The 13632-nt window shown below is 61.8% G+C and carries 12 protein-coding genes; all 12 read left to right on the top strand.

Translation table 11 applies throughout. The features are described from left to right. Positions 1–23: 23 nt before the first annotated feature. The 12 genes from bamA (at position 24) to FYM52_RS07650 (ending at position 13477) form a co-directional block, all read left to right on the top strand. On the top strand, positions 24–2381 hold the full coding sequence (gene bamA, locus FYM52_RS07705; protein WP_042412216.1) for an outer membrane protein assembly factor BamA: 2358 nt from the start codon (positions 24–26) through the stop codon (positions 2379–2381). Next, positions 2381–2890, top strand: a complete 510-nt coding sequence (locus FYM52_RS07700; RefSeq protein WP_042412214.1) for an OmpH family outer membrane protein — start codon at positions 2381–2383, stop codon at positions 2888–2890. Before bamA ends, FYM52_RS07700 begins: the two co-directional genes overlap by 1 nt. A 17-nt stretch (positions 2891–2907) precedes the next feature. Further along, positions 2908–3897 carry a UDP-3-O-(3-hydroxymyristoyl)glucosamine N-acyltransferase gene (gene lpxD / locus FYM52_RS07695; protein WP_162524678.1) on the top strand — a complete coding sequence of 330 codons (990 nt, stop codon included), beginning with the start codon at positions 2908–2910 and terminating at the stop codon, positions 3895–3897. A gap of 9 nt (positions 3898–3906) precedes the next feature. Beyond that, positions 3907–4362, top strand: a complete 456-nt coding sequence (fabZ, locus tag FYM52_RS07690; RefSeq protein WP_042412211.1) for a 3-hydroxyacyl-ACP dehydratase FabZ — start codon at positions 3907–3909, stop codon at positions 4360–4362. Next, positions 4362–5153 carry an acyl-ACP--UDP-N-acetylglucosamine O-acyltransferase gene (gene lpxA / locus FYM52_RS07685; protein WP_154163670.1) on the top strand — a complete coding sequence of 264 codons (792 nt, stop codon included), beginning with the start codon at positions 4362–4364 and terminating at the stop codon, positions 5151–5153. Before fabZ ends, lpxA begins: the two co-directional genes overlap by 1 nt. Positions 5154–5157: 4 nt before the next feature. Continuing rightward, entirely contained in the window at positions 5158–6327 is a 1170-nt protein-coding gene (gene lpxB, locus FYM52_RS07680) for a lipid-A-disaccharide synthase (RefSeq protein ID WP_154163669.1), read from the top strand. After that, positions 6299–6952, top strand: coding sequence for a ribonuclease HII (gene rnhB, locus FYM52_RS07675; protein WP_043382295.1), 654 nt, complete (start codon positions 6299–6301; stop codon positions 6950–6952). Before lpxB ends, rnhB begins: the two co-directional genes overlap by 29 nt. Next, the gene (locus FYM52_RS07670) at positions 6949–7719 is read left to right on the top strand and encodes an RNA methyltransferase (protein ID WP_154163668.1); all 771 of its coding nucleotides are present in this window, start codon (positions 6949–6951) and stop codon (positions 7717–7719) included. Before rnhB ends, FYM52_RS07670 begins: the two co-directional genes overlap by 4 nt. A gap of 195 nt (positions 7720–7914) precedes the next feature. After that, positions 7915–9087, top strand: coding sequence for a glutamine-hydrolyzing carbamoyl-phosphate synthase small subunit (gene carA, locus FYM52_RS07665; RefSeq protein WP_162524676.1), 1173 nt, complete (start codon positions 7915–7917; stop codon positions 9085–9087). Then, positions 9080–12328: a carbamoyl-phosphate synthase large subunit gene (gene carB / locus FYM52_RS07660; protein ID WP_154163666.1), complete on the top strand. Its 3249-nt coding sequence runs from the start codon at positions 9080–9082 to the stop codon at positions 12326–12328. Before carA ends, carB begins: the two co-directional genes overlap by 8 nt. Positions 12329–12546: 218 nt before the next feature. Next, entirely contained in the window at positions 12547–13023 is a 477-nt protein-coding gene (gene greA / locus FYM52_RS07655) for a transcription elongation factor GreA (RefSeq protein WP_042412503.1), read from the top strand. A 7-nt stretch (positions 13024–13030) separates the two neighbouring features. Next, complete coding sequence (locus FYM52_RS07650; RefSeq protein WP_154163665.1) at positions 13031–13477, top strand: hypothetical protein; 447 nt, start codon at positions 13031–13033, stop codon at positions 13475–13477. Positions 13478–13632 lie beyond the last annotated feature (155 nt).

Below are 13632 nucleotides of genomic sequence, written 5' to 3'. Positions count from 1 at the left end.
CAATGCTGGCGCCTGCTTCTCACATGAAACTCCCGTTTAATCGATTTGGCGCGCGCACTGCCACGGCGGTTGCTGCGCTGCTCTGTTTGGCCCAAGGGGCTTGGGCTCTCGAGCCGTTCAAGGTCCAGGACATCCGCGTCGAAGGCCTGCAGCGTGTCGAAGCAGGTACCGTGTTCGCCTCCATGCCTTTGCGTGTTGGCGATGAATACAACGACGACAAGGGGGCCGCTGCGATTCGCTCGCTGTTTGCCTTGGGGCTTTTTAAAGACGTCCGCTTGGAAGCCAATGGCAACGTCTTGGTGGTGGTGGTGGAAGAGCGCCCCACGATTGCCGGCGTGGACTTTGTCGGTACCAAAGAGTTCGACAAGGAAGCGTTGCAGAAGGCGATGCGGGATGTGGGCCTGGCAGAAGGTCGTCCTTTCGATAAGGCCCTGGCCGATCGCGCCGAGCAGGAGCTCAAGCGCCAGTACATCAACCGCAGCCTGTATGGTGCGGAGGTCGTGACCACCGTCACACCGATTGAGCGCAACCGGGTCAACCTGACGTTCTCGGTGACCGAAGGCGAGGCCGCGAAGATCAACGACATTCGCATCGTCGGCAACCAAGCGTTCAGCGAATCCACCCTCAAGAAGCAGTTCGACCAGGACACGGGCGGCTGGCTGAGCTGGTATACCAAGTCTGACCGCTATGCGCGCAGCAAGCTAAATGCGGACCTGGAAACCTTGCGTTCCTATTACCTGCAGCGCGGTTACCTCGATTTCCGGATTGAGTCTACGCAGGTGGCGATTTCGCCCGACAAGCAAAAAATCTCCTTGGTGGTCAACATCCACGAAGGTGAAAAATTCGTGGTCTCTGGCGTGCAACTGGAAGGCAACTACCTTGAGCGCGAGGACGAGTTCAAGGCCTTGGTGAAAATTCGCCCGGGTCAGCCTTACAATGCCGATTTGGTAACAGAAACCACCAAGGCTTTCTCGGACCACTTCAGCAAGTTTGGCTTCGCGTTTGCGCGTGTCGAAGCAGTGCCTGAAATCGATCGTGAACACAATCGTGTCGCTTTTGTGCTGCGTGCAGAACCGTCGCGCCGTGCGTATGTGCGACGCATTCAGGTGTCTGGCAACGATCGCACCCGCGACGAAGTGATTCGCCGCGAATTCCGCCAGTTTGAGTCCTCGTGGTACGACGGCGACAAGATCAAGCTTTCGCGTGATCGCGTAGACCGTTTGGGCTTTTTCACGGAAGTCGGGGTGGATACCCAGGAAGTGCCAGGAGCCCCTGACCAGGTGGATCTGGTCGTCAGCGTGAAAGAGAAGCCGACCGGGGCGGTCACGCTGGGTGCGGGTTTCTCGAGCGCGGAAAAAGTCTCTCTGACCTTCGGTATCAAGCAAGAAAATGCGTTTGGCTCGGGCAACTATCTGGGCTTGGATGTGAATACCAGCAAGTACAACCGTACGCTGGTGGTGAGCACGACCGATCCATATTTCACTCAGGACGGTATTTCGCGCACCGTTGATGCCTACTACCGTACTTCCCGTCCCTATTCGTATGTTTACGATGGGCGCGAGGTGAATACCGACGATATGTACAAGATCGTGTCCAAGGGCGCGTCTGTGCGTTTTGGCGTGCCTTTCAGCGAGCAGGATACGGTCTACTTTGGTCTTGGCTTCGAGCAGACCTCGATCAAGCGTGGTGTTTACATGCCATCGCAGTACGAGCCCTATACGGGCAAGAGCAATACGGCCATTCCGCTGACTTTGGGTTGGGGGCGTGACTCGCGTGACAGCGCTTTGGCACCGAATTCCGGTCGCTATCAGCGCTTCAACGCCGAGTGGTCGGCGGCTGGTGATCTGAATTACGTCAAGGCCAATTACCAGTTCCAGCAATACATCCCGGTGACCAAGGCTATCACTTTCGCAGCGAATGCTGAGTTGGGCTGGGGTAAGGGGCTGGGCGGCAAAGATTTCCCCATCTTCAAGAACTTCTACGCAGGCGGCTTGGGCTCTGTGCGTGGCTTTGAGCAGGGCAGCCTCGGTCCCCGTTCAAGCACCTTTGTGGGGCCTGATGGCACCCCTACCGCCTATGCGTCTGGTAACTACTCTTACCTGGGCGGGGCCAAAAAAGCTGTGATGAACTTCGAGTTGATCGCACCATTCCCAGGCGCGGGCAATGACAAGACCCTGCGTTGGTTCACCTTTGTTGATGTGGGTAATGTTTACGGTGAAAATGACCCCATTCGATTCAGCGACATGCGCGCTTCTGTGGGTATCGGTTTGAGCTGGATTTCACCATTGGGTCCATTGCGACTGGCGTGGGCCAACCCTATCCGCAAGCAACCGGGTGATGAGTTGCAAAAGCTTCAATTTCAAATTGGAACGTCTTTCTGATGAAAAACATGTATCGCACACTGGCAGTTTCTGCCTTGCTGGGTAGCCTGGCACTGACTGCTTACGCACAAGACTTCAAGGCAGGTTTTGTGAATACGGATCGCATCTTCCGCGAGGCCAATTCTGCCAAGGCTGCGCAGGGCAAGCTGGAGCAGGAATTCTCCAAACGGGAGCGTGAACTCGTTGCCACTGGCAAGGCCTTGAAGACAGCATCGGAAGCGTTTGAGCGCGATGCTCCCACGTTGTCGGAAAGCCAGCGTGTTTCCAAGCAGCGTGAGCTGGTGGAACGCGATCGTGACTTCCAGCGCAAGAACCGCGAGTTTCAAGAAGATCTGAACGCCCGCAAGAACGAAGAGTTGGCGCGCGTGCTGGAGCAGGCCAATCGCGTGGTGCAGCAGGTTGCTGAGGCTGAAAAGTACGATGTGATCCTGCAAGAAGCCGTGTACGTGAACCCTAAGCACGACATCACAGACAAGGTGATCAAGGCCTTGAACAATTCCGGCAAGTAATCTTCTTGGACATCAAGGTGATGGTTCAGCTGGGACAGATCGTTGATGCCTTGGGGGGGGAGTTGGTGGGAGGAGGTCGGGACATCGTGATTTCCCGGATTTCACCCCTGGAAACAGCGCAAGCAGATTCCATCAGCTTCCTCAGCAATCCTCGGTATGCAACGCAAATGGCCGCCTCCAGGGCGGCCTGTGTCGTTGTGGCGCCTGCCATGCGTGAGCTTGCAGCAAAGCGTGGTGCGTGTATCGTGGCGGCCAATCCGTATGTGTACTTTGCCAAGCTGACCCAGTTCTGGAAGATGCAGCAGCAGGGCGTGCGGCCGGTGGGTGTGCATCCTTCGGCGGTGGTTGATCCGACCGCAGAAATCGCCCCAGATGCCTATATCGGGGCGCTGTGTGTGGTCGGGGCAGGTGTGCGTATCGGTGCCGCGACGGTGCTGCGTTCGCGCATCACCGTGAGTGATGGCTGTGAGATTGGTGAACGTTGCTTGTTGCACCCCGGTGTGGTCATCGGTGCCGATGGTTTCGGTTTTGCCAATGAGGCCGGGCAGTGGATCAAGATCGAGCAACTGGGCAAGGTGCGCATCGGTAACGATGTTGAAATCGGCGCCAATACCTGTATTGATCGGGGCGCTTTGGACGATACGGTCATCGAAGATGGCGTCAAGCTCGATAATCTGGTCCAGATCGCCCACAACGTGCACGTGGGTGCGCACTCGGTGATCGCCGGCAATGCCGGAGTGGCTGGAAGTGCACGCATCGGGCAGGGATGTTCGATCGGTGGCGCGGCCAACATCTTGGGGCATTTGACGATTGCGGACGGAACCAGTATTTCGCCCACGTCCATGGTGACCCGCTCCATTCGCCAACCAGGCTTGTACACTGGAATCTTTCCATTGCAGACAAACGAGCAGTGGGAAAAGAACGCTGCGTCTTTAAAGCAACTGCATGTGCTGAGAGAGCGCATCAAAAAGCTGGAGAGCGCGCTTGAAGGCGCCAAACAGCAATAACGGAAATTCATAATGGATATTCACGCAATTCTCAAGCAACTCCCCCACCGCTACCCTTTCTTGCTGGTGGATCGGGTGGTTGAACTTGAGAGTAACAAGCGCATCCGCGCGATCAAAAACGTTACTTTCAACGAGCCTTATTTCATGGGGCACTTCCCAGGCCGTCCCGTGATGCCGGGTGTGCTGATGCTGGAAGCGCTGGCCCAGGCCGCAGGCTTGTTGGCGTTTGATGCCATGGGCCAGGTGCCCGACGAAAACAATATCTACTACTTCGTGGGGATTGATTCGGCCCGTTTCAAGCGTCCCGTGGAGCCCGGGGATCAACTGATCCTGGAAGCTTCCATCGACCGTGTCCGTGGTGGCATCTGGAAGTTCAAGGGTGTGGCGCGCGTGGGCGAAGAAGTCGCCTGCGAGGCAGAGCTGATGTGCACCATGCGTTACGTGGGCCCTGAAAAGCAGGCCTGATGAGCGAGAACATCCATCCCACCGCGATCGTGCATGAGGGCGCTTTGCTGCACCCTTCTGTGACTGTGGGGGCCTACAGCGTCATCGGCGCCCATGTGAAGGTGGGGGCCGGTACGCGCATTGGCCCGCATTGCGTGATCGAGGGGCACACCACCATCGGTGAAGATAACCAGATTTTCCAGTTCGCATCGTTGGGCGCGCAGCCGCAGGACAAGAAGTACGCGGGCGAGCCGACCGAGCTGGTGATTGGCGATCGCAACACCATCCGCGAGTTCTGTACCTTCAACACCGGCACCAGCCAGGATGCAGGCGTCACCCGCGTGGGGAACGACAACTGGATCATGGCCTATGTCCATATCGCGCACGATTGCGCGGTGGGCAGTCACACCATCCTGGCCAACAACGCCACCTTGGCGGGTCATGTGCATGTGGGTGACTGGGTGATTCTGGGGGGGCTGACCGGTGTGCACCAGTTCGTGAAGATCGGCGCCCACGCCATGGCGGGCTTTGCCAGCCGTGTGGCCCAGGATGTCCCGCCCTTCATGATGATCGAAGGCAACCCCCTGGCGGTGCGCGGCTTCAACATCGAAGGTTTGCGTCGCCGTGGCTTTACGCCCGAACGGCTGAAGGCGGTCAAGCAAATGCACCGCCTGTTGTATCGCCAGGGCCTGACCCTGGAAGACGCGGTCCAGGCGATTGCAGCACTGGTGATCGAGATGCCTGAGGCGGCCCAGGATATTGCGCTCATGCAGTCTTTCTTGACTGCTTCGACACGAGGAATTGCGCGTTAAGGCCATGTCTGTCAAAGATACACAGCAACCCCGTGTTGCCATGGTGGCCGGCGAGACGTCAGGAGACTTGCTCGCCGGTTTGCTTTTGGATGGTCTGCAGCGCCAGTGGCCGCAGGTGCAGGCCCTGGGCATTGGCGGGCCCCACATGCAGCAGCGCGGTTTTGAGGAGTTGTGGCCCAGTGAGCGGCTGGCCGTGCATGGCTACAGCTTTGAGGTGCTGATGCGTCTGTGGGACATCCTGTCCATCCGCCGGCAGCTGCGTGCGCGTTTGCTGCAGGACCGCCCGGACGTGTTTGTGGGGATTGATGCGCCGGATTTCAACCTGGGGTTGGAGCAGGACCTGCGTGCGGCGGGCATCAAGACGGTGCACTTTGTCTGCCCTTCCATCTGGGCCTGGCGTGCGGAGCGCGTCCACAAGATCCGGGCTGCGGCCGACCATGTGCTGTGCCTGTTTCCGTTTGAGCCGGATTTGCTGGCGCAGCATGGGATTGCGGCCACCTACGTCGGGCATCCCTTGGCACAGGTCATTCCGATGGAGCCCGACCGTGCCGCTGCGCGTGCGCGCCTTGGGCTGGTGCAGGAGCATCCGGTCCTGGCGTTGCTGCCGGGCAGCCGCCGTGCCGAGGTGCAATACATCGCCAAGCCCTTCATGCAGGCAGCGGCCCTGCTGCGACAGCAATGGCCTGATTTGCAGGTGGTGCTGCCGGCCGTGCCGGCCCTGCACGACCGGCTGGTGGCTCTGAGCCAGGAGCTGGGGGTCGCTGCGTGGCTCAAGATCGTGCGTGGCCAGTCGCACGATGTGCTGGCGGCCTGTGACTGCACCTTGATTGCCAGTGGCACGGCCACCTTGGAGGCCGCGTTGTTCAAGCGGCCCATGGTGATCTCCTACAACATGCACCCGTGCAGCTACCGTCTCATGCAGCGCAAGCAATTGCAGCCGTGGGTGGGCTTGCCCAACATCCTGTGCTCCGACTTTGTGGTGCCCGAACTGCTGCAGGACCAGGCTTCGCCGCAGGCCTTGGCACATGCCGTGGCGCAGTGGCTGGATGACAGCGCACATGCGCGCGCCAAGGTGCAGGTGGTGGAGCAGCGGTTTGCGGCCTTGCACCGCAGCCTGCACAAAGATACGACGACCTTATCCGCCCATGCCATCCAAAAAGTTCTCACTGCCTGAGCAAGGTTCCTTGCCCTGGCATGCGCCAGGCCTAGTGGCGGGGGTGGATGAAGCCGGGCGCGGTCCCCTGGCGGGGCCGGTGGTGGCCGCGGCCGTCATTCTGGACGACCTGCACCCGATTGCCGGGCTGGCCGATTCGAAGAAGCTCACGGCTTTGCGCCGCGAAAAGCTGTTCGACGAGATCCGCGCCAAGGCCTTGTGCTTTTGCATTGCCGAAGCGTCGGTGGAAGAGATCGACCGGCTCAACATCCTGCAGGCCACCTTGCTGGCGATGCAGCGGGCGGTGCATGGCCTGCGCCTGAAGCCGGCACTGGTCCAAGTCGATGGCAACCGGCTGCCGGTGCTGGAGGTGCAGGCCGAGGCGATTGTCAAGGGCGATGCCCTGGTGCAGGCCATTTCGGCCGCCTCGATCCTGGCCAAGGTCCACCGTGACCGCTGGTGCGAGGGTTTTGACCGTGAGTATCCTGGCTACGGTTTTGCCGCGCACAAAGGCTATGGCACTGCCGCGCATTTGCAGGCGCTGCGCGGCCTGGGCGCCACACCCGCCCACCGGCGCAGCTTTGCCCCGGTGGCGCAGGTGATCCATACATTCGCTGCGCGTGAAACCGCAGCCACCACGGCATGAAATTTACAGAAATCCATTCGCGTGACAACACCTTCGTCAAAGACCTGCGCCGCCTGTCGCGCGAAAGCGGTGTGTACCGCAGGCAAGGGCAGGTGTGGCTGGAGGGCGACCACCTCTGTCGCGCGGCCCTGGCGCGTGGCCTGAAACCCAGTGTGGCGGTGTTTGCGGAGTCTTTTTGGCCGCAGGTGCCCGTTGAATGGGCGCAATGCGCTTCCAAAGTTGTAGTCCTCGCGGATACCCTGTTTGCGGACATCAGCGGTCTGGAGTCACCGGCCCGCATGGGCTACCTCCTGCCTTGGTCGCCCAGTGTGACCGTGCAATCCGGTGTGCCCAGCGTGGTGTTGGATCGGGTGCAGGATGCCGGCAATGTCGGCTCCATCCTGCGCAGTGCCTCGGCCTTCGGGTTCCGGCAGGTGATTGCGCTCAAGGGCACGGCCGCGCTCTGGAGCCAGAAGGTGCTGCGGGCCGGCATGGGCGCGCACTTTGCGCTGCATCTGGTGGAAGGGGTGGAAGCCGATGCGCTGGCGCAACTGCAGGTGCCTCTGCTGGTCACCAGCTCCCACCGCGGCGATCTGATCCACCGTGCGCACCTGCCCTGGCCCTGCGCCTGGGCCATGGGGCATGAAGGCCAGGGCGTGGGGCCTGCGGTCGAGGCGCTCGCGGCCCAGTCGGTGCGGATTGCACAGCCCGGGGGCGAGGAGTCGCTGAACGTCGGTGCGGCCGCCGCGATCTGCCTGCATGCCAGCGCGGTAAGCCAGGTCTTGTAGGGGCTGGGAGAGGGGAATCCCTGGCGTGGTCAGAATGCTGCGAAAGGAAGTGGCTATAATGAGAGGCTTTTCAGCATTCTTTCCATACGCCTAGCGACGCTTTCCTCGTCATCACTGTAGATAAGCAACATGCCGCACGACGCTAGGTCGGGTGGCGCGCGCTGGGCGTAACCGTACTTAGAACCGGAGAATCCAGTGCTTTTGTCTCTTCAGGGAAGCTTCCCATCCGCCATCCTGGCGCTCGCAGACGGCACGGTCTTTGTTGGCAATTCGATTGGTGCGCAAGGCACCACAGTGGGTGAGGTGGTGTTCAACACCGCCATCACGGGCTACCAAGAAATCCTCACCGACCCCAGCTACTGCCAACAGATCGTCACGCTCACCTATCCCCACATTGGCAACTACGGCGTCAATGTCGAGGACATCGAAGCCGACCAAGTCCATGCCGCAGGCTTGATCATCAAGAACCTGCCCCTGCTGGCCAGCAACTTCCGCATGGGCGAGACCCTGTCGCAGTACCTGGTGCGCAACCAGACCGTGGCGATTGCCAACATCGACACCCGCAAGCTGACCCGCCTGCTGCGTGACAAGGGCGCACAAAATGGTGCCATCCTGGGCCTGGCCGCAGGCGAAGCGGTCACCCAGGCGCGCATCGACGAAGCCCTGGCCGCCGCCAAGGCCGCTCCCGCGATGAAGGGCCTGGATCTGGCCAAGGAGGTGACGACGGCAGCCGGCTACGACTGGTCGGAAACCGAGTGGAAGCTGGGCGAAGGCTATGGCCAGCTCGAGAACCCCAAGTTCCACGTCGTGGCCTACGACTTTGGCGTCAAGAAGAACATCCTGCGCATGCTGGCCGAGCGTGGCTGCAAGCTGACCGTGGTGCCGGCCCAGACGCCCGCCAAGGACGTGCTGGCGCTGAACCCCGATGGCGTGTTCCTGTCCAACGGCCCTGGCGACCCAGCGCCATGCGACTACGCCATCGCCGCGGCGCAAGAGATCATGGCCGCCAAGAAGCCTTTGTTCGGCATCTGCCTGGGTCACCAGATCATGGCCCTGGCCTCCGGCGCCAAGACCTTCAAGATGCAAAACAGCCACCACGGTGCCAACCACCCCGTGAAGGACCTGGATACGGGCCGCGTCAGCATCACCAGCCAGAACCACGGCTTTGCGGTGGAACTGGAAACGCTGCCGGCCAACCTGCGCGCCACGCACGTCAGCCTGTTTGACGGCACGCTGCAGGGCCTGGAGCGCACCGATGTGCCCGCCTTCTGTTTCCAGGGCCACCCCGAGGCTTCGCCCGGTCCCCACGATATCGCCTACCTGTTCGACCGCTTCACCGCGCTGATGGAGAGCCACAACAATGCCTAAGCGCACCGACCTCAAAAGCATTCTGATCATCGGCGCCGGTCCCATCGTGATCGGCCAGGCCTGTGAATTCGACTACTCCGGCGTGCAGGCCTGCAAGGCGCTGCGCGAAGAGGGGTACAAGGTCATCCTGATCAACAGCAACCCCGCCACGATCATGACCGACCCTGCCACGGCGGACGTCACCTACATCGAGCCCATCACCTGGCAGACGGTCGAGAAGATCATCGCCAAGGAACGCCCCGACGCCATCCTGCCCACCATGGGCGGCCAGACAGCGCTGAACTGCGCCCTGGACCTGTGGAAGCACGGCGTGCTGGACAAGTACCAGGTGGAGCTGATCGGCGCCAAGCCCGAAGCCATCGACAAGGCCGAAGACCGCCTGAAGTTCAAGGACGCCATGACCAAGATCGGTCTGGGCTCCGCGCGCTCCGGCATCGCCCACTCCATGGACGAGGCCTGGGAAGTGCAAAAGCGCGTCGGCTTCCCCACCGTGATCCGCCCCAGCTTCACGCTGGGTGGCACGGGCGGTGGCATTGCCTACAACGCCGAAGAATTCGAGACCATCTGCAAGCGTGGTCTGGAGGCTTCGCCCACCAACGAGCTGCTGATCGAAGAATCGCTGCTGGGCTGGAAAGAGTACGAGATGGAAGTGGTGCGCGACACCGCGGACAACTGCATCATCGTCTGCTCCATCGAGAATCTGGACCCCATGGGCGTACACACCGGTGACTCCATCACCGTAGCACCCGCCCAGACGCTGACTGACAAGGAATACCAGATCATGCGCAACGCCTCGCTGGCGGTGCTGCGTGAGATCGGTGTGGACACGGGCGGTTCCAACGTGCAGTTCTCGGTGAATCCCAAGGACGGTCGCATGATCGTCATCGAGATGAACCCCCGCGTCTCGCGTTCCTCGGCGCTGGCCTCCAAGGCCACGGGCTTCCCGATTGCCAAGATCGCGGCCAAGCTGGCCGTTGGCTTCACGCTGGACGAGCTGAAGAACGAAATCACGGGCGGTGCCACCCCCGCGTCGTTCGAGCCCACCATCGACTACGTGGTCACCAAGATCCCACGTTTCGCGTTCGAGAAGTTCCCCACGGCCGACAACCGCCTGACTACGCAGATGAAGTCCGTGGGCGAAGTGATGGCCATCGGCCGCACCTTCCAGGAATCCTTCCAGAAGGCCCTGCGCGGTCTGGAAGTGGGCGTGGACGGCATGAACGAAAAGACCCAGGACCGCGAAATCCTGGAAAAGGAACTGGGCGAGCCCGGTCCTGACCGCATCTGGTATGTGGGTGACGCGTTCGCGGCCGGTTGGTCGCTGGACGAAGTGCACGCCATCACCAAGATCGACAAGTGGTTCCTGGTGCAGATCGAAGAGATCGTCAAGATCGAGCTGGACCTGGACCAGCACTTCGAAGCCCATGGCGACAAGGCCCTGTCCCTGCTGGACGCCGCCACGCTGCGCACGCTGAAGCAAAAGGGCTTCTCCGACCGCCGCCTGGCCAAGCTGCTGCACACCACCGACAAGGCCGTGCGCGAAGCGCGCAAGGCGTTGAAGGTGCGCCCCGTGTTCAAGCGCGTGGACACCTGCGCGGCCGAATTCGCCTCCAACACGGCGTACATGTACTCCACGTACGACGAGGAGTGCGAAGCCGCACCCACGGACAAGAAGAAGATCATGGTGCTGGGCGGTGGCCCGAACCGCATCGGCCAGGGCATTGAGTTCGACTACTGCTGCGTGCACGCCGCCATGGCCATGCGCGAAGATGGTTACGAAACCATCATGGTCAACTGCAACCCCGAGACCGTGTCCACCGACTACGACACGTCCGACCGCCTGTACTTCGAGCCCCTGACGCTGGAAGACGTGCTGGAAATCGTCGATGTCGAACAGCCCGACGGCGTGATCGTGCAGTACGGCGGACAGACGCCGCTGAAGCTGGCCCTGGGCCTGGAAGCCGAAGGCGTGAAGATCATCGGCACCACACCCGACATGATCGACGCCGCCGAGGACCGCGAGCGCTTCCAGAAGCTGCTCAACGACCTGGGCCTGCGCCAGCCACCGAACGCCACGGCGCGTACCGAAGCTGAAGCGCTGGAAAAGGCCGCTGGCCTGGGCTACCCCCTGGTGGTGCGTCCTTCCTATGTGCTGGGGGGCCGTGCCATGGAAATCGTGCACGAGCAGCGCGACCTGGAGCGCTACATGCGCGAAGCCGTCAAGGTCTCCAACGACTCGCCCGTGCTGCTGGACCACTTCCTGTCCAACGCCATCGAGTGTGACGTGGACTGTGTGCGCGACGCCACCGGCGCCGTGTACATCGGCGGCGTGATGGAGCACATCGAGCAAGCCGGCGTCCACTCTGGTGACTCCGCCTGCTCGCTGCCGCCTTACTACCTCAAGGCCGACACCATCGCCGAAATCAAGCGCCAGACCGCCGCCATGGCCCAGGGCCTGAACGTGGTCGGCCTGATGAACGTGCAGTTCGCCATCAAGGAGCAGGACGGCCAGGACGTGATCTACGTGCTGGAAGTGAACCCCCGCGCCTCGCGCACCGTGCCCTTCGTCTCCAAGGCCACCGGCGTGCAGCTGGCCAAGGTGGCAGCGCGCTGCATGGCCGGCCAGACCCTGGCCAGCCAGGGCGTGACCAAGGAAATCACGCCGCCTTACTTCAGCGTCAAGGAAGCCGTGTTCCCGTTCGTGAAGTTCCCCGGTGTGGACACCATCCTCGGCCCCGAGATGAAGTCCACCGGTGAAGTCATGGGCGTGGGCAAGACCTTTGGCGAAGCCTTTGTGAAGAGCCAGATGGGTGCCGGCGTGCACCTGCCTGCCGAAGGCAAGGTCTTCCTGTCGGTGAAGAACAACGACAAGGCGCGTGCCGTGGCCGTGGCCAAGGAACTGGCAGCCATGGGCTACACCCTGTGCGCCACCCGCGGTACCGCGGCGGCGATTGCCGAAGCCGGCGTGGAGGTGCAGACCGTCAACAAGGTGGCCGAAGGTCGCCCCCACATCGTGGACATGATCAAGAACGGCGAAATCGCCCTGGTCATCAACACGGTGGAGGAGCGTCGCAACGCCATCGCCGACTCGCGCCAGATCCGTACCAGCGCGCTGCTGGCCCGTGTGACCACCTTCACCACCATCTTCGGCGCGGAAGCGGCCGTGGAAGGCATGAAGGCCATGCGCGGCAACCTGGACGTGCATTCCGTGCAAGAGCTGCACGCCCTGCTGACGCACTAAGTCACAACACGTCGGGTTTTACTGAGGGCATGCCGCTGCAAACGCGGCATAATGAGCCCCTGACCTAGGAACACCGCCGCGCGGCACACTGCGCGGCGGTTTGCTTTTGGGGCGTCCTATCCATACAGCCACGTCGATGTGGCACTCTGGACATGCCCCTGTGGCGCGACTGTGCCGATGTGCGCGTGTACGCCCAGCCGTATGTGGAGAAACTAGACATGGCAACCATTCCAATTACCAAGCGTGGTGCAGAAAAGCTCAAGGAAGAGCTGCACCGTCTCAAGACCGTCGAGCGTCCCAACATCATCCAGGCGATCGCCGAAGCGCGCGCCCAGGGTGACCTGAGCGAAAACGCCGAGTACGAGTCCGCCAAGGACCGCCAGGGCTTCATCGAAGGCCGCATCATGGAAGTCGAGGGCAAGCTGTCCGCGGCCCAGGTCATCGACCCCTCGTCGCTGGACGCCGGCGGCCGCGTGGTGTTCGGCACCACGGTGGAGCTGGAGGACGAAGACAGCGGCGCCGCCGTGACTTACCAGATCGTGGGTGAGGACGAGGCCGACATCAAGCTGGGCCTGATCAACATCTCCAGCCCCATCGCGCGCGCGCTGATCGGTAAGGAAGAGGGCGACACGGCCGTGGTGCAGGCCCCGGGCGGCGAGCGCCGCTACGAGATCGTCGCGGTCAAGTACATCTGAGCGGGTGATGGGCGGCAGCGGCCACAGCCCCGCAGCGGCAGCGCGCAGGCCCTGGTGGCTGGCCTGCCTGTGGCTGGGCACGGTCGCGGGCAGCCTGCTGGCGGTGATCGGGCTCTTCGCCACCGAGCCGAACTGGCACCGCATCACCGCGCAGCTGCAGTCGCTCAGCCTGGTGCAGACCTGGATTTCCATAGCGGCTTGCGTAGGCCTGCTGGCACTTTCCAGGCGAAAACATGCGGAAACCGAGGAAGCATGGGCGCAAGGCGCTCTGCTGATTTATGTGCTCGGCGGCCTGGTGACGGCGGTGTTGCTGCACTACGGCATCCTGCCGCAGTGGCTGGCACGTGGACACGCATGGCTGCCGCGGCTCCAGATGCTGGGCTTGCTGCTGCTGCATGGCGGCTGTGCCTGGCTGGCCTGGCGCTGCCTGTACCGCTACCGCAAGCAGGCCTGAGCCTGCCGGGTCACTGGGCGACCAATCTCTGGACCACCGCCTCGACCTCCTACCCACCGCTGGGCGCAAGCCGCAGCGGTTTTTTGAGCCTACCGTGGCAGTCCATGTCATGGGCTTGCTTCAAAAAACGCATATCGATGCGCAGAAAACTTCGT

Source organism: Comamonas sp. CAH-2 (assembly GCF_009668305.1).
Classification (GTDB): Bacteria; Pseudomonadota; Gammaproteobacteria; order Burkholderiales; family Burkholderiaceae_C; genus Comamonas; species Comamonas aquatica.
The sequence above is the reverse complement of the archived record's forward strand: the minus strand, read 5'-3'. Positions and strand labels throughout refer to the sequence as shown.